The following is a 22823-nucleotide window of genomic DNA, read 5'->3' on the forward strand; positions in this document are numbered from 1 at the left end:
CCCCTGACGGCGTCCGGACTCCGTCCTGCGGCCCTCGCACCGGCCCATCCATACGCTCGGCTGCACAAGGAGAGACCCTCGTGGACGACGTGCTCACCCTCGCACGGCTCCAATTCGCCCTCACCGCCATCGCGCACTACCTGTTCGTCTCGCTCACCCTCGGTCTGGTCACCTTCCTCGTCGTCATGCAGACGCGCTGGGCGATCACCGGCAAGGAGAAGCACCGCGCCCAGACCAGGTTCTGGGGGCAGCTCTATCTGATCAACTACGCCCTGGGAATCGGCACCGGCATCGTGATGGAGTTCCAGTTCGGGCTGAACTGGAGCGGCCTCACCCATGCCGCGGGCAACGTCTTCGGCGCACCCCTCGCGGTCGAGACTCTGGTGGCGTTCTTCGCCGAGTCCACGCTGCTCGGCCTGTGGATCTTCGGCTGGGACCGGTTGGGCCGCACCGCGCACACCGTACTGATCTGGCTGGTGGCCCTCACCGCGTACGCCTCGGTCTTCTTCGTCATGGCCGCCAACGGATTTCTCCAGTACCCCGCGGGCACGCGGACGGTCGACGGCGAAATGGTGCCGGTCAATGCCGCCACCCTCTTCCAGAACTCCAACGCGAGCTCCGCGATGGCGCACGTCCTGACCGGCGCGCTGACCACCGGAGCCTTCTTCGTCGTCGCGGTCAGCGCCTGGCACCTGCGACGGCGCACCGCACACACGGAGTTCTTCTGGTCGTCGATGAAGCTGGCCCTCCCCGTCGCCGCGGCCATGGCCATGATCACCGGCGTCATGGGCGCCAGCCTGTTCCAGGTGGTGGCCGACCAGGCCCCGACCAAATTCGGTGCGGGGGACAAGGGCGCGGTGGCCCAGGCCAAGGAGTTCACCGAGAAGTTCGGGCCCGACAACTACTACGGTCCCGACTACGTCAAGTCCGCGGAGAGCTTCATGATCTCCAGCTGGGGCGTGATGATGGGCGTCACCCTCATCGCCCTGCTGTTCCTGATCAAACGGAACCTGATCCGCCGCCGCATCCTGCTGTGGCTGCTCAGCGCTTCCGTGGTCCTGCCCTACCTCGCCAGCACCGCCGGATGGATCTTCCGTGAGTCCGGGCGCCAGCCCTGGGCCATCTACGGAGTGCTCAAGACCGAGGAAGCGATCACCCCCGGACTGACCGTCGGCGGCGCGCTCGCCTCACTCCTCGTCTTCGGCGTACTCGTCGCGGCCCTCACGCTCATCGACTGGGCCCTGCTGCTGCGTTTCGCCCGGCGGGGACCGGACGCGGCACACCTCGGGAGGGCCCCCAGCCCGGCCGAAAAGCCCGCAGACGAAGCCACGTTGACCTACTGAAAGGCGCACACCATGTGGGACAACATCTGGTACGCCCTGCTGGCACTGCTGGTGACGGGCTATCTCGTGCTCGACGGCATCACCATCGGCAGCGGGATCGTGGGCCGCCTCGTCGCCCGCACCGACGCCGAGCGCCGCACCCTCGACGCGGCCACCGGGCCGTTCTTCCTCGGCAACGAGGTCTGGCTGGTGGCCGCCGCGGGCATCACGCTCGGCGGATTCCCCGGCCTGGAGTCCACCGTCGTGAGCGGCATGGCCCCGCTGGTCGTCGTGGCTGTCGCCGCGCTGCTGCTGCGGCACGCCGCGATCCAGTTCCGCCGCCGCGTGCCGTCCCCCGGCTGGCGGCGGCGCTGGGACGCCGTGGTGCAGACCGCCTGCGTGGCGCTGGCCCTCATGTGGGGCGCCCTGGGCGGCGCGGTGCTCGGCGCGCTCCCCGTCAAGGACGGGCACCTGAGCCCTTCCCTCGACCTGTTGCTGCGCCCCGTACCGGTGGCCTCCGCGCTGACCGCCGTCGCCGTCCTGGCACTGCACGGCGCCGTGTTCCTGGCCCGCAGGACGACGGGCCCGGTCGCCGAACGGGCCGCGAAGCTGACCTCCTGGCTGGGCACCGCGGCGGCGGGGCTCGGACTGCTCACGCTCTTGACTGCCGCCCTCGACGCCAGGACCCGGGACGGAGTGCCCAACGCGCTGCCTGCCGTGCTGGTCGCCGTGGCCGCGATGGCCGCCGCGCTGCTGGCGGCACGCCTCGTGGCGTCCAACAGCGCGGGCGCCCCGCTGTTCAGCGGCCTGGCCGCGTGCCTTCCCGTCCTGGCGATCGGCCTCGGCCGCTTTCCCCAGACGGTGGTGAGCACGTACCAGGGAGAGAACCTCTCGCTCGCACAGGCCGCCGCACACCCCGACACCCTGAGCCTGGTCGGCCCCGTGATGCTGCTGGTGCTGCCGGTGCTGCTCGCCTTCCAGGCCATGCAGTGGTGGGCGTTTCGCACCCGGACCGACGAGCGGTCCCCGGTGTACTTCTGAGCCCCGAGGCGGTCTTGAGGCGGCCTTGAGCCGTCCTCGGTGCACCCGTACGAACCTCGCTCCCTGCCCCGGAGACGTACGGAGGAACCATGACGATCGCCCCGGTCCGGCCCGAGGCCGCCCAGCAGTCCGCAGAGACCGGGCTGCTGGGACGGCCGCGCTGGTTCAACACCCTGTTCGGCACCGACGTGTGGGAGCGGTTCAGCTTCTACGGGATGACGGCGATCCTGGTCCTGTACGCCACGCAGGACAAGTCCGGCGGCGGCCTGGGCATGAGCAAGGCCGACGCCACGCTCCTCTTCGGTCTCTACATGGCCTCGGTGTTCATCACCTCCGTGCCCGGCGGCTGGCTGGGCGACCGCATCCTCGGCTCCTACCGGGCGGTGCTCCACGGCGGGGTGACCATCGGGCTCGGCCACCTCTGCCTCGCCGTTCCCCACCCCGGGTTCTTCTACCCCGGTCTGCTGCTGATCGCGGCGGGCACCGGGCTCCTCAAGCCCAACATGGCCAGCCTCCTCAGCGCGTTCTACCGCCCCGACGACCGCGCGGGCAGGGACGCGGGCTTCTCGATCTTCTACATGAGCGTCCAGGTCAGCGCACTCCTCGCACCGATCGTGGTGGGAGTCGTCGGTGAACGCGTCAACTGGCACCTGGGCTTTGGCCTCGCGGCGGCCGGAATGGCCGCCGGCCTGCTGCAGTACGTCCGCGGCTCCCGCCACTTCGGCGACGTCGGCCGGGTGCCCGAGCGGGCGGCCACCCCCCTGCAGCGCGACCGGGTGCGGCGCGCGTCCCTGACCGGCGGCGCGCTGCTCGTGCTCGTGTACGGCACGGACGCGGCCCTGGGCTCGTTCCGGATCGGCCATGTCATGGCGCTCATAGGCCTGTTGTGCGTCGTCCTGCCCGTCTACTGCTTCACCCGTCTCCTCCGCAACCCGCTGCTGAGCGCCGACGAGCGGACCCGGGTCAAGACGTACATCTGGCTCTTCGCCGCCTCGGCGGTCTTCTGGGCGATGTTCCTGCAGGGCGGCTCCGTGTTCACTCTGTTCGCCAAGGAGTCCACCGACCGCGAGGTGTTCGGCACCACCATCCCCGCCAGCTGGTTCCATGCCGCGATCCCGCTCTTCGTCCTGATCACCGCCCCCTTCTTCGCCTGGCTGTGGACGCATGCCGGATCCCGCGTCGCCACCGCCGTGAAGTACGCCATCGGCATGTCCTGCACCGGCACCGCCTACCTGGTGATGTCCCTGGCGGCCCTGTCCGCCTCGGGCGGCGAACGGGTCTCCCCACTCTGGCTGATCGTGGCCTACCTGCTCCTTGCGGCGGGCGAGGTGTCCTTCGCGCCGGTCGGCATGAGCGCCACCACGGCCATCGCCCCCGCGACGTTCGTCAGCCAGATGGTGTCCCTGTTCTGGCTGTCCGGCGCACTGGGCGGAGGTCTTGGCGGCAACGCACTGAAGATCTCCGGCGACGACGTCCCCGGCCCCGGCTACTTCCTCACGCTCGGCCTCGTGGTGCTCGCCGTCGGCGCGGGCCTGCTCCTGGCCCGGCGGCCGCTCACCCGGCGCCTGGGCGTCTGACCCATCAGCCCAGGTGGGGGAAGAGGCGGACCGTGTTCTCCCGCAAGGTGGCGGGCCCGACGCCCAGAAAACGCGGATCGGCGAGGTTCTTCGTCAGCGCCCCCACCGAGTGCGGCGGCACGAACGGGTAGTCGGAGCCGACCAGGATGCGCTCCGTGCCCACCAGGTCGCGGACAAGGCGCAGCCCGTGGCCCGCACCGCAGCTGGCCGTGTCGAAGTAGATCCGCTTCAGGAAGTCGACGGAAGTCTCCTGCGCGGCGCCCGGCGTCGTCCGGCGCACGTTCTCGATCCGCTGGACGATGGCCGGCGCGGTGCCGCCCGCGTGGGCCACGATCAGCGAGACATCGCGATGGCGGCTGAGCGTGCCCTGCACGATCATCTGTGACAGCGCCCTGGCTGTGTCGAACACGAACTCGCCGTACCAGCCCGGCAGCCCCAGCCCGGGGGCAGGGTTCACCGGCGGCTCGGCCGGATGCAGATAGGCGACCGCCCGGCGCCGGTCCAGCTCGGCGAACACCGGCTCGAAAGCGGGATCGCCGAGGTACCGGCCGGCCACATTGGTGTAGAGCCCCACACCGTCCAGGCGGTGCACGTCGAAGATCCGGTCGATCTCGGCGAGAGCGGCGTCGACGTCGGGCAGGGGCAGCACCCCGAACCCGCCGAAGCGGCCGGGGTGTTCCTTGATCAGCTGGGCCAGGTGGTCGTTGCACCGGGTGGCAAGATCGGCCGCCGCCGCCCGATCCCCGAAGTACACCCCCGGCGGGGCGATCGAGAGCAGCGCGCGCTCGATCCCGGCGCCGTCGAGCATCGCCAGGCTCTCCCCGGGCGTCCACGGCGGTATCGGCGCGCCGCCGGAGAGCACATGACCTGCCCGCTCGGCGAGGTCGCGGTAGAACTCGGGGATGAAGTGGTGATGCACATCGATATGCCGTACCTGGCTCATCGGATCGGTCCCTTCCTGTAATCAGGCGAGCGGCCGATTCTTGTGGCACCGGATCGAGGATCACTCGTACGCGAGCTCAGCTCGTGCGCTGGCCTCAGGCCAGCGGCCGGGCCAGCGTGTAGACCGTGCGCAGCACCAGAACCCCGGAGAGCAGCAGCAGGTGGTAGCCGATCAAGGCGTACAGCCCAAGACCGGTGGCGACCTCGGGCCCGCCCTTCGAGCCGAGGAGCAGCAGCACCCCGGCGATGCCGAAGAAGACCGCGAGGAACGCCAGCAGCACCCGGCTGAGCAGCTCGCCTATCACGCGCTGGTCCCGCGGGTCGGCGAGCAGCCGGACGTTGACTCCCAGCCGGCCCTCCTCCAGCGCCCCGCTGATCCGGTCCAGACGCCGCGGCAGCCGGCGCAGCACCGGCAGCAGCGCGACCAGCTCGTCGCGCGCCGTCTCGCCCGCCGTCCCGGGGCTCAGCTGCCGGGCGAACTGCGTTGCGGCGTACGCACGGGACGCCTCCACGATGTCGAAGCCGTCCGAAAGGCGGGTCAGGGTGCCCTCCATCGTGGCCAGTGCCCGGAACACGGCCGCGATCTCCGGTGGGACGGCCAGCCTGAAGTCCGTCATCAGCCGGAACAGTTCGGTGAACATCACCGCGTCCTGGGCACCGCCATGGACGAGGTAGCGGGCGCTGAAGTGCCCCAGCGCCCGCCGCAGCCGCTGCTCGTCGACCTGCTCCGGCCGGTTGGTCACCTCGAGCAGTGCATCGCACAGCGCGGTGGGATCCCCCCGGTCGACCGCCAGGAACAACCCGGCCATGGAGGCCCTCAACCCCGTGTCGATGCGGCCCACCGAACCGAAATCCAGCATCGCAGGGGTGCCGTCGGGCAGCACCATGATGTTTCCGGGGTGGGGGTCGGCGTGGAACACCCCGTCCTGCATGATCTGGTTGAGCAGCGCCGTGAGCAGCGTGCTGGCCAGTTTCTCCCCGAGCTCCGCGGTGCCGGGCGCCACCCGGCCCAGGGGCACACCGTCGATACGGCTCATCACCAGCACCCGTGCGGTGCCCAGCTGTTCGAACACCTGCGGCACGGTGACGCTCCAGTCGCCGCGCGCCTCGGCCGCCATCCGCACGGCTGTCATGTTCCGTGCCTCGATGCGGAAGTCGAGCTCTTCGCACAGCGCGACCGCGAACCCCCGGGCCAGGTCGGTCAGGCCCAGGCTCCGGCCCCAGTTGGTACGGCTCTGCAGCGTGGCCGCCAGCCTGTTCACGATGTCCAGATCCCGCTCGACGAGCTCCTGGATGCCGGGCCGCTGGATCTTGACGACGACCCGGGTCCCGTCGTGGAGGACAGCGGCGTGCACCTGCGCGATGGAGGCTGCGGCGAGCGGCAGCCGGTCGAACTCCGCGAAGACCTGCCCCGGGTCCGCCCCCAGCTCGGCGATCAGCGTCTCCTGGACCTGTGGCCAGGGAGCGGGCGCGACCTGGTCCTGCAGCCGGCTCAGCTCTTCCACATACGGCTGCGGCAGCAGATCCCGCCGGGTCGACATCAGCTGGCCGAGCTTCACGAAGGTGACCCCGCCGGCCTGCAGGGCCTGCCGCAACTCCTGCGCAAGGAGTTGGTGGGGCGCCGCGTTCTCGACGGCTCTGCGCCCCCGCAAGTACGGTCCAAGACCGTGCCGCCCGGCGATCCGGGCGATGTGCGTATAGCGGCGCCCCCGTGCGATCCGCCCCCTGACCCCGCGTATCAGGTCCAGCGGTCCGCTCCCCGGAGGCAGCAGCGCCCGCAGTGAGACGAGCGTGACCATGGCCGTCAGCAGCCCTATCCCGATCATCAGCGACAGCAGTACGTGCCGACGATCCGAATTCTGCAGCTGGGGCCCGAGCAGGGTTCCCGAGACGGAGACCCCGACGACGCCTGCCACCAGGAGCCGCAGCGGCCCGGCCTTGATGCCCAGGAGGCGGCGTCCCAGGAAGGCCGGGAGGAGAACGATGGCTAGCGTCCCGGTGAGTCCGGCGATGATCCACATAGCGCAAGTGTCGCTACTCCCGCTCGAGTATCCCTCGAGCGGCCTGGACCGTGCCCCCGATCGTCTCGAGCGGTTCTCGAGTGGGCCAGGGCAGATTGAGGAGGAGCATCGCCCGACCGGTGTTCCTCAGCGCGCGCACCAGAGCCGCACGGAGAGAAGGGTGCCGAGGCCGATGAGTGTCGAGAGGGTGCACAGCACGGCGCACGAAGTAACCATCGAGGCCCCGGCGGGCGTGGTCTACGCTCTGCTCACCGACTCCCCGCGCTGGCCCCTCCATCTCAGGACCACCGCCCATGTCGAGCGGCTGGAATTCGACGGCAGGCGTGAGCGCACGAGGGTGTGGTCCACCGCCGGCGGGCGGGTGGATTCCTGGACTTCGCTGCGCACGCTCGCGCCCGAGCTGCTCCAGGTGGAGTTCCGACAGGAGCAACCGACGGCTCCCGAGCACCCTTTGAGCGGCGTCTGGAGCGTCGTACCGCTCGCCGCGCAGCGCTCACGGCTGACGCTGCGGTACCACTTCACCACCTCGGCCGGCGACCCGGCCGCCGTGCTGGAGAGCCTGCGCAGGACCGCCGAACTCTGGCCCAGGCTGGACGAGCTGGCGCTGTCCTTCGACGATGCGGTGCGGATCGAGGGCCCGGCCGAGCCGGTCTACGACTTCCTCTACCGCGTCCAGGACTGGCCGGGCCGTGTGCCCGGCGTGATCCGGGCCGATGTGGTGGAGGACGAGCCGGGGGTGCAGGCCGTGACCATGGACACCATGGAACCTGACGGCTCCGTGCAGACCACTCGGTCGGTACGGATCTGCTTCCCGCACGCCGGACTCATCGTCCACAAGCAGCTGACGGCCTCCGGGCTGCTGAGCGCCCACACGGGGGAGTGGTCGCTCGTCCCCGACGAGAGGGGTGTGACCGTCAGCGCCCGCCAGGAAGTCCTGCTGTGCCCGCAAACCATCGAACAGGTGCGGGGAGAGGGCGCCGGCACGGCAGGGGCCCGCCGCCATGTGCGCGAGACCCTCAAAGGCGCCGGCGCCCGCGTCCTGGCCCTGGCCAAGAAGCACGCGGAGTCGGCGGTGCGGGTGCGGTGAGCGGTCCGGCGTTCCGCATGCGGCGGCTCGGCAAGGTCGCAGGGGCAGGCGCGAGCCGCCCGGGTTCGAGCGGTCTTCGAAAGTTCCTCCAGCGCGGCCGCACACGGTGATGCCCCACGGACCGTACCGCCCGGCGACAGGAGGCCACACGGTGCAAAGGCCCGCGTACCCGCAGATCCCGCTCGACGGCCTGCCGCGCTGGGCGGCTGTCCGAGATCCCGGTGGTGCCGCCATCACCACCGAGTCCGGCACCTGCACCTTCGCGGAACTGGACCAGCAGACCGACCGCGTCGCCCGCTACGTTCGGCGAACGGTCGCCGGTACAGGGTCTGTTGTCGGGGTCGTCGGCGCCCCCGCCCCGGCCTTCGCCGCCGCCTACTACGGTGCGAGCCGCAGCGGGCACACCTTCGCACTGATCAGCCCGCGGCTCGGGGAAGCACCCCTGCAGCAGATCTTCACGGCCGCCGAGATCGAGATCGCGTTCGTTCCCGCCGCCACCGCCGCGCTGCTGAGCGCACTGCGCGGCCGGCTGCCGCGGCTCCACACCGTCGTCGTCATCGACACAGGCCACCGGGCCGTCCCCGCGGGGACGATCACGCTGCCGTTCGCCCTGGAGGGCATCGCGGACGACCCCGTGGTGGTCGGCAGCGACCTCGACGCGGTGACCTGCGTGCGGTTTCGTGCGGGGCGGACCGGGCGGCCCGAGGGCGTGCGGCTCACCCACCGCAGCCTCGTCGCCCACGCCCGCAAGGCCGCCCTCGCACACCGGCTCGGCCCCGAGTCCGTGATCCTCAACCGCCTCCCGGACTACGGCGACACTCACCTCAACCCCGCTGTGTACGCGGGGGCGTCACAAGTGCTGTGCCGGGAGTCCGGCCCGGTGGCCTCCTTCGCCGTCGCCGCCCGGGTGGAGGCCACCCACCGCTTCGGGTTTGCTGTTCGCGAAGCCGTCCAGGGCGACTTGAGGAAACCGGCACTCCCTGCCCGGCGCCAGTAGCGTGGAACACGACGGCGATGCAGGGACGCGAGGTGAGGACCCGCCATCGGTACTCGGGTCTCCACGCTCGCAGAGGAGGGGGAGAGCCGATGACAACCGAGCACCCCTCGGCCACATCCCTGACGGTGATCCTCGACCCGCAGAGCCCCGCACTGGAACTCTTCGGGCCGCTCGAGACCACCGTCCTGGAGGCCGCACTCGACCGCATCGCCGCCCGATGCCCCGGGCCACAGCCCGAGCGGCCCGTACTGCGAGCCGTCGATGCCTCCCACCACACCCTCAGGATCCCCCGGGAGACCGGCAAGTCGCCCTCGTATCCGGCAGGGTTCCTCGCCGACCTGCTCACCGGCACGCCCCCGGCTCCGGCACAGGACGATCCGGCCGCAGCGCACCGGCTCGGCGGCGAGACCGCACCGGCCCACGGGCCGCTGACGCGCACCCTCGCGCTGACCCCGCTCCAGCGCGAACTGCTCGCCGACGCCGTGGCTCACCCGGCCCACCACATCGAGCAGTTGTCCTGGCGCTGGCACGGCCCCCTGGACACCCGCCGGTTCACCGCTGCCTGGCAATCCGTCTTCGACCACGAGACGGTGCTGCGCACCGCCTTCGCCTGGGACCCGCACCCCCGGGCCGTGCTCTTCGACCGATCGGCCCCCGATGTCGTACGCCACCCCTACGGATCCGTGCCCACAGGAGCCGACGATGCCCACCACACCGAGCTCACCCGGCTCATGGACCGCGAACGCGACCGCGGCTTCGACCTGCGCCGCCCCGCACTGCTGCGTGCCGACCTCCTGGCGGGCGAGCCCCAGGACACCGGCTACACCCCGCCCACCGATGTGGTGCTCACCTACCATCGGGCGCTGCTCGACAACTGGAGCGTGCGCGTCCTGCTCCAGGAGTTCTACCGCGCCTACCTCGCGGGAGGCGCGCTCTCCGGCGGCGAGCGCCGCCCCGACCTGAGGGACTACACGAGCTGGCTGAACGGCCAGGACCCCTCGAGCGCCCGGCACTTCTGGTCGGCGGGTCCGCGGCGCTCCCTCGCCGGACTGCCGCGCGCACGGCCCGGAGAGACGACGGGAAAGGCCGGCACGGGCCGCAGCCGCGCTCGGCTGACCTGTGAAGAGACGACCAGGCTCGTCGAGTGGGCGGCACGCTGGGGCACCACCGAGAGCAGCGCCCTGCAGGCGGTGTGGGCGATGCTGCTGTACCGGGCGTCCGCCACCTTGCCCGGCCCCGCCCCGGTCGGCTTCGGCGTGAGCGTGTCCGGGCGCGGCATCCCTCTGGAAGGCAGCGAGCGCATCCCGGGCCCCTTCGCCAACGCGCTGCCGATGGTCGTCGGTGTCGACCCGGCGTCCACCGTGCCACGGCTGCTGCGGTCGTTGCGCGACCGCGCACTGGACATGGCGTCGTACGAGTGGGTCTCGGCCGGCCAGATCCACCAGTGGCTCGGCAGGGCGGCGGGCGCCGAACTCGCCCCAACCCTGCTGGTGTTCGAGCACAGACTGCGCCACGCCGACGGCCTCGCTCCCGCGCTCGCCGCGCAGGGCATTCACGTCGAGGACCCCTGTCCGCTGGCCGGGCGGAGCGCGTTCTCGGTCGGGGTCGTCGCCCACCACGCCGGCGACGGCGGCCTGGTGCTCACCTCGGTGCACGACCGGGTCCGCATCGAGGACGACAAGGCGGCGGCGATGCTCGCACAGAGCGCCCGCCTGCTGCGCGAGCTCCCGCACACGGCGGGCGAGAGGACCACCGTGGCAGAGGTCCTCTCCACCCTCAGCGGAGCGGACGTGCCCCGGATCCACGGCCTGCCAGAGCACTTGGGTGCTGCGTCGAGCCCTCTCGTTCAGCTCCGCGCGGCCATGGTGCCGGGCGCGGGCACGGTCTGTCTCGTCACCCCGCCCGGGGCGCCGGGACTGTGTCACACGGGGCTCGCCGGGCTGTACGGCGGACCGCAGGCGCTGGCCTCGATCAGGCCCACGGCGGACAACACCGAGGAGTACGCCAAGGTGCTGCGCTCGCTGCTCGACACGGGCGATCCGCTGGTGCTCGGCGGCTTCTCGGGCGCGGGAGCCATCGCGTACGAGATCGCCCGGCAGATCGCGGCGGGCGGCGTGAGACCCCCACTGGTGGTCCTCGGCGGAAGCTGCGACGACGCCTGCCAGAACGCGGGCGAGGGGGGCGTACGTGATCTCGCCCGGACGATCGAGGCGGCGGCCCGGGCCTGAGGACGTGTGGGACACGTCAGCCGCTGAGTTCGGTCCTCGATCACTCAGACGCGGATCCGGCCCCGGTCGAGCGTGACGATCTGGTCGGCGCCGGTGAGGCCCTCTCGTTCATGAGTGACCAGGAGAGTGGTGCGGCCACGAGTGGCGTCGAGGATGTCGGCGAGCACGGCCGCCGCCGTGTCGGGGTCGAGTCCCTCGGTGGGCTCGTCCAGGACGAGGACCGGCGGATCGGCGAGCAGCGCGCGGGCCAGCAGCAACCGGCTGCGCTGGCCGCCCGACGCCTCGGCGCCGTCCTGGCCGATGAGTGTGTCGAAGCCGTCGGGCAGCGACTGGATCCAGTCCAGGATCCGGGCCCTGCGGGCCGCGTCGTGCAGTTCGGCGGCGGTGGCGCCCGGCCGGGCCAGGAGCAGGTTGGCTCGGATCGTGGCGTGGAAGAGGTGGGCGTCCTGCGTCATGCCGGTGATCGCGCGCCGCGCGTCGCGTCCTGCACAGTCGCGCAGCTCGCGTCCGGCGACGCGGATGCTCCCGGCCTGGTAGGAGACGAACCGCATGAGCGCCGCAATCAGGGTCGACTTGCCCGAGCCGCTGGCACCGAGCAGCACGGTGCGCTGTCCGGGCGGCAGGTGCAGGCTCAGCCGGTCCAGGGCCGGTGGCCCTTCCGGGTGGTGACGTACCGTGAGGTCTTCGATGTGCACGCCGAGCGGCCCGTCGACGGTCAGCACGGCGGGGACGTCCGGCTCGGTGACCGGGGCCGGGGTGTCGAAGAGGTCGGCAAGACGGCGCGCGCGGGCGCGCACCTCGGCGAGGCGGAACGCGGCGGCGGGCAGCGGCTCGAGGGCCTCGAAGGAGACCAGGACGAGGACCGCGAGAACCGTGAGGTACACGACGGGCAGACGCCCGTCCGCGTGGGCGCGCAGCGCGCTCCAGGTGACGGCGAGCAGGGCCGTGCCCTGGAGCAGAAGCAGCACGGCGGAGGCCAGCGAGGTGGTCCGGGCCCGGCGCCGCTCGAGGCGGGCGATCCGGGAGGCGCTGCGGCGGGCGCGCCCGGCAGCGCGGTCCTGGGCGCCGTACGCGGCCAGGTCCGCCGCACCCTGCGTCAAGTCCACTACGTTCGCGGCGAGTTCGGCCCGTATCGCCGCCTGTGCCCGCCCGGTGCGGTGGGACACGATGAGCACCACCGCGGGGACGAGCAGGGCGGCCACGGCGAGATGCAGCGCGAGCAGGAGGCCGGCCTGGGGCAGCAGCACCGTGGCCGTCGTGGTGGCGGCGGCACAGACCGTGCCGACGGCCGTGACCGGCAGCATGATGCGCAGCAGCAGGTCCTGGGCGGCATCGACGTCGTCGACGAGACGGGTCAGCAGGTCGCCGCTGCGAAAGGCGGGCGTGCCCGCGGGAGCGAGCGGCACCAGGGCCCCGTACACCCGGCTGCGGAAGCCCGCGACGGCCCGCAGGACACCGTCGTGGCCCAGGAGCCGGTCGCTGTAGCGCAGGGCTCCGCGCCCCAGCGCCAGGGCGCGTACGGCGACGATCGCCAGGCTCACCGAGGCGATCGGCGGATGCTGCGCGGCCCGCGAGATCAGCCATGACGCGGTGGCCATGAGCGCGGCCGCGGCCAGCTCGCTGCCGGCCGCGGCGAGGGCGGCGGGCAGCAGCCTGCGCCAGTAGGGCACGAGGTGGCGCGCGAGGCGCAGGGTCGGGCGGGGCCCGCCCGACGGCCGGCCGGGGGAGGCGGCCGCCGGGCGGGAGCTTGTGCGGCTCTGGGCCGCCACGTGCAGGGTCATGAGGACACCGGCCCTTCCGTGGGCACCAGTTGGGGAGTCTGGAGGCGACCGGCCCGCACCGTGACGATCCGGTCGGCGTAGGGCAGCAGACTCGTGCGGTGGGCCACCACGATCGCGGTACGGCCGCGCATCAGGCGCGCGGTGGCGCGGGTGACGGCGGCCTCGCTCTCGCGGTCGAGGTGCGCGGTGGGCTCGTCGAGCAGCAGCACGGGGGAGTCCTTGAGGAAGGCGCGGGCGAGCGCGATGCGTTGGCGCTGACCTGCGGACAGGCCCGCGCCGTGCTCGCCGAGCGGCGTGTCGAAGCCCCGGGGCAGCGCCTCGACGAAGTGGTCGGCGTACGCGTCCCTGGCCGCCTGGCGCACCTCGGCCTCGCTCGCGTCGGGGCGCCCGAGGCGGATGTTGTCCGCGACGGACGCCGCGAACAGGTGCGGACGCTGGGGCACCCACGCCAGGCGGGTGCGCCAGTCGTCGGGGTCCAGGCACGTCAGATCGGTGCCGCCGACCGTGATGCGGCCCGCCGACGGCGTCACGAAGCCGAGGAGCAGGGCGAGCAGCGTGGACTTGCCCGCGCCGCTGGGGCCGACCAGGGCGATGTGTTCACCGGGGGAGACATGGAGCGAGACGTGGTCGAGGGCGGGGGCGTCGCGGCCCGGAAAGCGGACGGTGACGTCGTCGAAGTGCACGAGGGCGGTACAGGCGTCGGGCGTCGGGGCACGGCGGCCGGCCGTGTGCTCGGCATCCGCCCCGTGTCCGTGCTCATGTCCGTGCTCGTGCTCGTGCTCGTCGAGGGTCGCGAAGACCTGCTCGGCCACCGTGATGCCCTCTGCGCTCTCGTGGAAGGCGGCGCCCATCGCCCGCAGCGGCAGGTAGGCCTCGGGGGCGAGGAACAGCACGATCAGGGCGGTCCGCAGGTCCACCGTGCCGTGCAGCAGCCGAAGGCCGATGGGCACGGCCACCAGCGCCACGGAGAGCGTCGCGACCGTCTCCAGGACGAGCGAGGAGAGGAACGCGAGCCGCAGGGTGCGCATCGTGGCTCGCCGGTGGGCCTGGGCCATCTCGCCGATCCGCTGGGCCTGGTACTCCTCGCGGCCGAACGCGCGCAGCGTCGGCAGCCCGGCCACGACGTCCAGGAAATGACCGCCGAGCCGGGCGAGCAGGCGCCACTGCCGGGCGGTGCGCCGGGCCGTGTGCATGCCGACGAGCGCGCCGAAGACGGGGATCAGCGGCAGGGTCACGACGATGATCAGCGCCGATGGCCAGTCGGTCACGAACAGCCAGCCGAGGACCGTCACGGGCACCACGGCGGCGGCCGTCATCGCGGGCAGGGAGCCGACGACGTAGGGATCGAGGGCATCGAGTCCGCGCAGCAGCAGGGTGGCCGTCGCGCCATGGCTGCGCGCCGCCAGGCGCAGCGGTGCGGTGCGGCTGAGCCGGTCCGTGAGCCGGTAGCGCAGCTCGCGCTTGGCGCCGGCCGCGGCGCGGTGCGCGAGCACACCGCGTGCCCAGGCGAGCAGGGCGCGCCCGGCCACGACGGCGCCCAGCGCGACGGGCAGCCACAAGGCGACCGGGTCCCCGGCGAAGCCGTCCGCGAGGACGGTCGCCAGCAGGGCCGCCTGGGCCACGACGAGCCCCGCGGCGAGGAAGGCCATGGCCGCGGAGCGCGTCAAGTGGCGCCGCAGCACCGGCAGTTCCCGCACCAGACGGCGTTCGACCGGTTTCATGCGCGATCCCCTCAGAAGTAGCCGAGACGGCGGCGCCTCATCCGTCCCCCGAAGGCCCACCAGCTCCACGCCTGGCCGCCCTGAAACTCCGGGAGCCACCTGCCCGGCCCGCTCCACGACAACGATGCGATGGATCGACAAAGACCTGGCCCCCGCACAGACTGCACAGCCCCGCTCCGGGGATCCTTGAGCGAGGCTGGAGTCTGAGCGGCGACCGGAACGAGATCCTTGACACCGCCTACGGCGACCACTACCTGGTCGTGTTGTGGCCGGGCGGCCGGGCGGCCGGTGGCCGGCACAGGCACAGTGACACCGAGGACCTTCTCGCTCCCGGATGCATGCACCCCAGCGACCCGGGACGGCATCCGTACGCTAGCTTTACGGTCAATGCACGCTATTTGTACGGATGCTGGATAGGGTGCGGGTCAGGAGGTGCTCTATGTCCGAGTTGTTCGACCGGATCGATGCTCTGGTCGCATCCCGCGCTCCGCTGCCGCCGCCCCAGGAGCGCAAGCGGCTGCGGCAGGCTCACGGTCTGACGCTGGAGCAGGTTGCCGCCGCCCTGCAGGTGCGCCGCGCGACCGTCAGCGGCTGGGAGTCCAGCAAAACCCGGACGGAGCCACGCGGGCCGGAACGCGAGGCTTACGCACGCCTGCTGGAGCAGCTCACGAAGCTCTACCCCACCCCCGCCGGCACGGCCGGACCCGACCCGGACGCGGCACCGTCTGAGGCGATCACCCGCGTGCCCGCGCCGGAAACGCAATCTGCCTGCACGCAGGATGTGCCGGACACCGAAGCCGTCCAGGACACCCAGAGCGCCACCACCACGACAGGATCCGCCCCGACCGCCGCGCCGGCACATACCGCCAGGCCCGCCCCGACGTCGCGTCGCCCGGGCGCGAAGAGAGCCGCGGCCAAGCCCGCCGCTGACCCGGCCGCCGTCGATGCGCGCTTTGCGAACGGCCCGCTCGCGGTCATCGACGCCGACCAGGACGGCCAGGTGTCGGCGTACTGCGTCGGCGGCCTGGTCCTGGACGTGCCCGCCAAGTCGGTCCCGGCACTGGTCGACTGGACACTGACCGAAGCCCGCCTCGGCCAGGCCCGGCTGCACCGCAACGGCCGCGACGCCGACCCGATCCTCGTCCTGACCCCGTCCGCGCTCGAGCGCTACGGCCTGCCCGCCGCCCTCTCCGATCAGGAGCAGCGCCACGGACGGCTCGCGGACAGCCACAAGGTGGTCAAGCAGATCGCCAAGGCAGGCCTCCAGCTCACCCAGCGCGGCCTCGGACCGTGGGCCCGCGTCTACCGCGAACCCGAGGGCTCCAGACGCCGCTGCGTCCAACTGTGCATCCTGCCCTGGAACGCACTGGATACCAGGGAATGGGACCGCAGGGACGACCCGCAGCTGCCGACGATGCACCCGGCCGACCTCGCCCGCTACCTGGGCCTGTACGCGGCGCGGGTGATGACGCCGCGCGGCACCACCGCGACGACCGGCCTGGAACTGATGGTCGCGCTGCGCCCGCCCACCCGCGCGCAGAAGGACGAGGCGAGCGGCGAGTTCACGCGGGCCTTCAACGACGACGCGCTCACCGCGCTGTATCCGGTGGTGGAGTGCGAGGTTCCCGACGAACACCCCGTCCTCAAGGGGAAGTTCGCCCGCCACCACCTGCGCACCCCGGCCGAAATGCTGATGGAGGAGCCCTACGACTGGTGCCGGCCGCTGACCGATGACGAGTGCATGAACCAGTTCCTGGTCACGGTCGACATCAACATGTCGTTCGCCGCGGCCGCCAACGGACTCACCGTCGGCCTGAACGGCCCGACCCACCTGAGGGACAACCCCACATTCGACGCGACGCTGCCCGGCTCGTGGCTGGTCGACCTGTCCCACGTCGACCTGTCCCGCGTATCGATCAACGACCGCACCGTCGACGGCGACCGGCTGCCCAGCCCGTTCACGCCGAAGGGCGACCGGCCCCAGGGCCCGGCCTGGTACGCCACCCCGACCGTCGCCTACGCGATGGAGCTCGGCTTCGACGTCGCCCCGACCGAGGCACACGTGCGCACCCAGAAGGGCCGCTACCTGGACGGCTGGTACAAGCGGCTGCGCGACGCGTACGTCGCCACGATGGCCGACCTCGGCATCACCACCGACCTCGGCGGCCAGGACTTCCTCGACGCGATGGCCCGCTCCGGGCAGAGTGACCCGACGATGGCGCTGCTGGCGACCGCGATCAAGGCGACGGCCAAGGGCGGCATCGGCAAGCTGCGCCAGCGCAGCCGCGGCCAAGTCCCCTACTACGAGCCCTACCCGGCACTCAACCGGGAGACGTGGCGCCCCGACATCCGGGCCGCCGTGCTCGCCAACCAGCGCATCGGCCTGCACCGCAAGCTGCTGAAGACGGCGGCCGCCGCCGACCTGTACCCGGTCTCCATCGGCACCGACGCCATCGTCTACCCCTCGCCCGGCCCGTCCCCGCTGGACGTCCTGCCGCACACGCCCGAAGGCAAGCCCGTCCCGGGCACGTTCCGGCTCGGCATCTCGCCCGGAATGGTCAAGCACCAGGGCACCCAGACCGTCCTGTGGGCGGAAGAACAGTTCGAGGAGCGCGGCGGCGTGTTCAACATCGCCAACCTCATCAAGAGCGACCAGAGCGCCGGAGAAGGGGAGTAGCAGACCATGGCCGACTCACTCGGGGAGGGCCTGGACCGCGCGCTGGAGGGGGCGTTCACCCGCCGCATCCCGCAGTCCGCGCAGGCGCAGATGAAGTACCTGGTCAAGCAGCTCAAGGGCACCAAGGCCGCCGCCCAGGTGCTCGGGATCTCCCAGCGCACGGTGGAGCGGTACGTGGCGGGCAAGCTCAAACGGCCCCGCAAGGACCTCCGCGGCCGCCTGGAGCGCGAGGTCAAGAAGCGCTGGCAGCCGCAGATCCGCGCCAAGGCGAGGAAGAAGGCCGCGTCCACGGACGGCCTGGTCCTCTCCACCCGCGCCCGCTTCGGATTCACCGCCGCCGCGGGCACAACCGACGACGCCCGGATCCGCGACATCACCCAAGCCCTGACCCCCGAGTGGGCCGACCGCCTGTTCACCGCCCACGAACAGGGCGCAGGCGAACAACAGCTCCAGCAGATCACGGCCGACGGCCTCGCCCAGATGTACTTCCGCGCCAACAACTCCCGGGCCCACGGCCTCGGAGTGGAGTTCACCGACATGGAGCAGCTCAACATCGAACTTTGATCACCCGGATCCGGTGGCGGGCAACCGGGTCAGGTTGCCGGAGACCCGTCCACCCCGGGGTACCACAGCCGAGAACTCGCCGTACCGGACGGCGGACTCCTCGTCCTGTCAGTCGCTGCCCGTCACTGGGACCCTGCGGCCACCAGCATTGCGGTGATGGGTTCGAGCTCGGCGACCAGCTCGTCGAGCTCGGCGGGAGACAGCGCGCCGTACGGCGGGGCGGCGAGCTCGTCGGTAAGGGTCTCGATGCGTTGCTTGGTCTCGAGGCCAACGTCGGTGAACCGGCCGTCGGTGTCGACGAGCCCGCGCTCGCACAAGCCGTCCATGACCGCCGCCAGCCGCTCCTTGGGCAGGTGATGGATGCGCCCGAAGGACTCCGGCGGGTGGATGCCCATATCCAGCGCTGAGAGCACATGGGCCTCTGTGCCGCCGATGCGCGCGCCGACGAGAGCGGCGATGTGCCCGTCACCGCGGTGCTCACGCAGCATGGTCGCCGAATGCCACAGCCGGGCGACCGGGTCGCTTGGCACCGCAAGGGTGCGCATCCCGGCGTACATCACCCGGCCCTCCGTGGGCGCGCTCGTCGCGGCTTTGGTGGTCAGGTCGGCGGCGCGCACCAGGCCCGGAGAGCCGGCCAGCTCCTCGCCGAGGATCCGCCGCAGGGAGGCCACGCTGCCCCGCTCACGCGCAGCGACGGACGCCTCGGGCGGAATCGTCTCCCACGCGCTCGGAATGTGCCGCGCGGCCTCCCCATCGGCGAAGTTGTAGAAAGCCGCGTGCACGACCTGCGCCGGCACCTGCCCCAGCGGCGCGGCGCGGCTGGCGAAGTAGCCGTCCCAGTAGGTGCGATGGCCGAGCGCGGCCAGCTCCTCGTTGGACTCGTCGGCGAGATAGGTGACCAGGCAGATCGGCTCCAGGAGCTCGAACATGCGGCGGGCGCTGTGAGTCATGGCCGACATCATGCCTGCGGTCACGCCCCGTGAAGCAGTACGGGCCGCTGCCAGTTGCACATCCGGCTATGACTGACGACAACACACAGCAGGCCGCCCGGACACGCACCAAGATCATGGACGGCCTCGGGTTCTGGCACACATTTCGTGAGAGCAGCGTGAGCGTGGCGGCCGTGGTGACGATGATGTCCGCCTATGCCCATCGCATGCCGATCTTGGCGAGCTGTTCCACGCGCTCGGAGGAGAGGGCCGCGGCCCTGCTGCGCTGGTTGCCGATCCAAGCCCCCAGCCTGATCTCCCGCTCCTCCTGACTCTCCTCACCATCGCTGTCGACCATGATCGTCTCGATGTGCTTGCGGGGGACCTTCAGGTGGCCTTTGCGTTCGTAGAACTGCTTGGCGGCCGCATAGTTGAGCGCCCATTTGTCGGCTTGCGTGCGGCGCGCGGGCGGCTTCTCGTCCTCGGGTGCGGGTTCGACCCCGAGGACGTGTTCCAGCATCCACTGCTGCACGCTGGTGAGCTTGTCCCAGCCCAAGCGCTGGCTGTGAACCCAGCGTCCGAGGTCCTCGCTCTGGTGCATGACGTCGCCCGGCGACGTGGGCAGCGGCCGGCCGGCCTCCAGGTGGAGCCGGACGAGGTGGAAGCAGCGTTGCCAGGTGACCGGCCATGCCGGGCACCAGGAGGGGTCGATGTCCTCCAGCTGCTCGCGCCGCGTATCCGACAGTGCCCCCGCCGACGACTCCACCGGCAGGCCCTGGGTACACCGCTGCTCGATCTCGGCGGCCTTGCGTGCGGCGGCCCGCGCGTTCTTCAGAAAGATCCCCACCTTCGCTCCCTGGAAGGTGGCATCGAGTGGGGCCAGGAGGTGGCCGTGTTCGGTGGCCCATCCGCCTGCGGCGGAAAGGCCCTCCTCCCAGGCGACGTCGAAGTGCGACCAGACCATGCCCAGCTTCTCCAGCTGAGCGATGCGCTCGGCGTCCATGTGCCCTCGGGCATAGAACCGCCGGTTGTCGGCGGTCCACTGTCCGAGAGGGAACGCGGCGAGCGAGGCCGGCCACCCCTCGGCCTCCACCGCCTGGTCCTCCCCGCCGGGCACCCGGTAGGTGAACGGGACACGCAGGTCGCCGTGCAGCCGGTGGTAGATGACGGCGGCCTCCACGCCGCGCCGCCAGTGCTCGTGTTCGGGGTGGAGGACGCGCAGGTTGATGAACGCCGCGAGGGCGGCCGGGTCACGTGGCGTGGAGAACTTCAACAGGGCCTTGGCGGGGGCGCTGACACCTCCGGAGCCCTCGCCGCTCCCCATGTCGTTCTTCCCGCTGTCGTCCTTGGCTACGGGCTGGTAGCGGCTGGGGACCTGTTGCTCCGCGAGGGTCTCCACGATCCTGGCGTCGTGCGCCCGCAGCGCCTCCAACAGCTTGGCCAACCCGCCGAACGCCCGGGACGTGAGCATGCTGTCCGCCGTCTCGCCCGGCCCGAGCAACACCGGCACCACGAGCGAGGCCATCTTGCCCTCGCCGGGCTGCATCCGCAGAGCTCGGCCCACGGCCTGGACCAGGTCCGGCATAGAGCCGCGCACGTCCGCCCAGTACACGGAGTCACACCGGAATGTATCCACGCCTTCCCCCAGGACCTTTACGGAGCTCAGGTAGCCCTTTTCCACCACGGTGCCGTCGCTTGCGATTCCGTCGGCGAACTCCCCGAGCAGCCGACGGCGGTGGAGCGGCTTGTGCTCTCCGCACAGCCAGTCCGCCCAGACCGTGGCCGGGTACAGCTCCGGGTCAGCGGCGTGCAACTGCGCGGCGACGTCGGGAAGGCCGGCCGCGAATGCCTCGGCCTCCTTCACCATGTGGTGGAAGACCAGCGTCCTGCGGAAGTTCTCCTCCGAGGACGCCTTCACCAGAGCGGTCTGCAGAGCGGCGAGCCGCGCCCCGCGAACTTCAGCCGAGCGGCCCTCCGCGCCCAGGAGCCGTACGGCCTGGAACTGCGTATCGGTCACGTCCACGCATACGACCTGGTAGGGGGCGCAGATTCCCCGGTCGATGGCCTCCGAGAGCGTCAGGGTGAACGCCCGGCTGCCGAAGGGCCCGTTGGGGTCGTCTTCCATGCTGGCGACGAGCTCGCCGGGTGCGCCGGCCTGGTTCTCGTCCTCGAGCTGCCACAGGCGGGGCGTGGCGGTCATGTAGAGGCGGCGCAGGGAGGGGATCTTCTGGTTGTCGTGGACGACCGCCCACGGCTTTCCGATCCTGCCGGATGTCCGGTGCGCCTCATCGACCACGATCAGGTCCCAGCCCGGAAGGCCTGCCTTGTGCGCGCCCTCCAGCGTACCCAGCCCGAGGGAGGCGTACGTGGCGAACACGGTGACCTTGTCGAACGGCCGCACCCAGTCGACCAGTTCCTCCACGTCAGTGGTGTTGGGGAAGGGCACCTCCTCGCTGCGCAGCGAGGAGACCCCGATCATCGGCCCCCGGCGGTCTCCCTCGCGCCATGCGGCCTCGGTCTGCGCGAGCAGGTCCAGTGAAGGCACGAGCACCAGCACACGGCCCGCGTGGAGCTCCTCCGCGCTACGGACCGCGACCCGGGTCTTCCCGGACCCGGTCGCCATGATCACCTGCGTGCGGAGCCCTCGCTCGGGCACACGTGATCTTGCAGGAAATTCGAGGGCACGGAGCACCGCGTCAATGGCTTCTCGCTGGGCAGCCTCGCGCTGATCAGCACGCTCGGTCGGCATGTACATCTGCCCTTCTGCTGGATCTCCCGGCGGACTGATAGGCCCCCTGGTGGGCTAACTTGAGGCTTCGCACGAATCTGGATTGAGATCAAAATCGGCAACGATCGCGTGCCATGGTGGAGGGTTCAGGGGCTCAGTGCTGGAGCTCTCTCAGTCCAGAGTCTATCCGTATACCATTTTGAAGCAAGTAGAGCTCTCGGATTACTGATGGGGTGGGGAACGTACATGCAGACAGGTGGCATCGGTGTTGCGGCCGACCGTGAGTGGATCATCAAGAATGCGAAGGGGAAGAAGTTCGCGTACGACTCGGCGGATGAAGCGTTCGAGGAGCTGGAGGAGTACGGCGAGGGCGCAGTAGTGCTCACCCGGCTTGTGTACCGAGGCATGTTCAGGACCAAGCCGGCAGAAGACTGGCAGCCGGTAGAGCGCCCCGCATCCTGACCTCTCCACCTCGGGCCCGTGCCTACGGCCGGGCTGGCACGCCCTGCCCCTCAACTGAGGGGCAGGGCGGTTGTTTCGGCTGGACGGGAGGAGGGGAAATGGCTGACTAGCTGTCGGGTGTCTCAAGGTTCCGTTCGAATGTCGGAGAAGCTGAGTCCGTTCTAATCTAGGCCGCGGTGTGATGAGGGTCCTTCTCTACGCAGGTGCCATCGTGATGGCTGCAGCGGCCGCATTGGGCATCATCTGGGTTGTAGGAAACATCGATCTCCCTGAGCCTGATCCCGCAAGTTCAACCCAGCCTTACGATCCTCATTTCAATGACCCCTTCTGGCCCCCAGCACCTCCAGTGGCACCTCCTGTGCCTCCGGGTCCACCTCCGGTCTACCGCTGACTGGGCATCAACTGCCCAGCACCTCAGCCCTGACCGCCTGCCACCGCCCCTCTTTTGCTGCCACTCGGGCCGCTAGGCCCGTGGGTGGGCCGCGCGGAGCGTGGCACGCCTGGTGCGCGAAGCGCACGGGGTGGCTGTAGCGCAGCGGAGGCCACCGGGTCGGCCGGAGGCCGGCTGTGCCTCGCAACGCGAGGCACCTTGCCCTCGGTTGGTGGTGCGCGCGCAGCGCGTGCCACCTGGCGGTGAGCGAAGCGAACCGCATCCGCTCACGCGGAGCGGGAGCGGCCGGGGTGCGCAGCACCCCGGCTCGCTTCTTCGGGCGCAGCCCGAAGGGTGTCTCTTATACACAAATGAC

15 protein-coding genes are annotated in these 22823 nt (G+C 71.1%); 9 read left to right on the top strand and 6 right to left on the bottom strand.

Annotation, left to right across the window (positions count from 1 at the left end):
- The first annotated feature begins 80 nt into the window (after positions 1-80).
- From ACWFRJ_RS43925 to ACWFRJ_RS43935, 3 genes are all read left to right on the top strand, one after another.
- A complete protein-coding gene (locus tag ACWFRJ_RS43925; RefSeq protein WP_453544591.1) occupies positions 81-1343 on the top strand; it encodes a cytochrome ubiquinol oxidase subunit I in 1263 nt (420 codons plus the stop codon).
- 12 nt (positions 1344-1355) lie between these two features.
- Positions 1356-2363, top strand: coding sequence for a cytochrome d ubiquinol oxidase subunit II (locus tag ACWFRJ_RS43930; RefSeq protein WP_453544593.1), 1008 nt, complete (start codon positions 1356-1358; stop codon positions 2361-2363).
- Between the two features lie 89 nt (positions 2364-2452).
- Positions 2453-3940, top strand: a complete 1488-nt coding sequence (locus ACWFRJ_RS43935; protein WP_453544595.1) for a peptide MFS transporter — start codon at positions 2453-2455, stop codon at positions 3938-3940.
- 4 nt (positions 3941-3944) lie between these two features.
- Here ACWFRJ_RS43935 and ACWFRJ_RS43940 read toward each other — a convergent pair whose 3' ends face one another.
- Together ACWFRJ_RS43940 and ACWFRJ_RS43945 are read right to left on the bottom strand one after the other, a co-directional pair.
- Positions 3945-4883, bottom strand: coding sequence for an amidohydrolase family protein (locus ACWFRJ_RS43940; protein ID WP_453544597.1), 939 nt, complete (start codon positions 4881-4883; stop codon positions 3945-3947).
- 94 nt (positions 4884-4977) lie between these two features.
- On the bottom strand, positions 4978-6903 hold the full coding sequence (locus tag ACWFRJ_RS43945; protein ID WP_453544599.1) for an ABC1 kinase family protein: 1926 nt from the start codon (positions 6901-6903) through the stop codon (positions 4978-4980).
- A 172-nt stretch (positions 6904-7075) separates the two neighbouring features.
- Here ACWFRJ_RS43945 and ACWFRJ_RS43950 point away from each other — a divergent pair, with 172 nt between their 5' ends.
- The 3 genes from ACWFRJ_RS43950 to ACWFRJ_RS43960 all read left to right on the top strand — a co-directional run bounded on the left by ACWFRJ_RS43950 (position 7076) and on the right by ACWFRJ_RS43960 (position 11215).
- A complete protein-coding gene (locus ACWFRJ_RS43950) occupies positions 7076-7990 on the top strand; it encodes an aromatase/cyclase (RefSeq protein WP_453544601.1) in 915 nt (304 codons plus the stop codon).
- Positions 7991-8141: 151 nt separating this feature from the next.
- Positions 8142-8987, top strand: coding sequence for an AMP-binding protein (locus ACWFRJ_RS43955; RefSeq protein WP_453544603.1), 846 nt, complete (start codon positions 8142-8144; stop codon positions 8985-8987).
- An 89-nt stretch (positions 8988-9076) separates the two neighbouring features.
- Positions 9077-11215 (top strand): condensation domain-containing protein, encoded by a 2139-nt coding sequence (locus tag ACWFRJ_RS43960; protein ID WP_453544605.1) that lies wholly within the window; start codon positions 9077-9079, stop codon positions 11213-11215.
- A gap of 44 nt (positions 11216-11259) precedes the next feature.
- Here ACWFRJ_RS43960 and cydC read toward each other — a convergent pair whose 3' ends face one another.
- Together cydC and cydD are read right to left on the bottom strand one after the other, a co-directional pair.
- On the bottom strand, positions 11260-12996 hold the full coding sequence (gene cydC / locus ACWFRJ_RS43965; RefSeq protein ID WP_453544607.1) for a thiol reductant ABC exporter subunit CydC: 1737 nt from the start codon (positions 12994-12996) through the stop codon (positions 11260-11262).
- The gene (cydD, locus tag ACWFRJ_RS43970; protein WP_453544609.1) at positions 12993-14717 is read right to left on the bottom strand and encodes a thiol reductant ABC exporter subunit CydD; all 1725 of its coding nucleotides are present in this window, start codon (positions 14715-14717) and stop codon (positions 12993-12995) included. Before cydD ends, cydC begins: the two co-directional genes overlap by 4 nt.
- Before the next feature lie 439 nt (positions 14718-15156).
- Between cydD and tap the strand changes: the two genes are divergently transcribed.
- Positions 15157-17394 carry a telomere-associated protein Tap gene (gene tap, locus ACWFRJ_RS43975; RefSeq protein ID WP_453544611.1) on the top strand — a complete coding sequence of 746 codons (2238 nt, stop codon included), beginning with the start codon at positions 15157-15159 and terminating at the stop codon, positions 17392-17394.
- A 6-nt stretch (positions 17395-17400) separates the two neighbouring features.
- A complete protein-coding gene (gene tpg, locus ACWFRJ_RS43980) occupies positions 17401-17958 on the top strand; it encodes a telomere-protecting terminal protein Tpg (protein ID WP_453544613.1) in 558 nt (185 codons plus the stop codon).
- Positions 17959-18080: 122 nt separating this feature from the next.
- Here the strand turns inward: tpg and ACWFRJ_RS43985 are convergent, their stop codons facing one another.
- Positions 18081-18908, bottom strand: coding sequence for an SCO6745 family protein (locus tag ACWFRJ_RS43985; RefSeq protein WP_453544615.1), 828 nt, complete (start codon positions 18906-18908; stop codon positions 18081-18083).
- A 193-nt stretch (positions 18909-19101) separates the two neighbouring features.
- Complete coding sequence (locus tag ACWFRJ_RS43990) at positions 19102-21642, bottom strand: Helicase associated domain protein (protein ID WP_453544617.1); 2541 nt, start codon at positions 21640-21642, stop codon at positions 19102-19104.
- Positions 21643-21861: 219 nt separating this feature from the next.
- On the opposite strand from ACWFRJ_RS43990, the gene ACWFRJ_RS43995 reads away from it, so the two are divergent.
- Positions 21862-22077, top strand: coding sequence for a hypothetical protein (locus ACWFRJ_RS43995; RefSeq protein ID WP_453544619.1), 216 nt, complete (start codon positions 21862-21864; stop codon positions 22075-22077).
- The last annotated feature ends 746 nt before the right edge of the window (positions 22078-22823 follow it).

It is taken from the genome of Streptomyces sp. NPDC055239, from assembly GCF_053606205.1.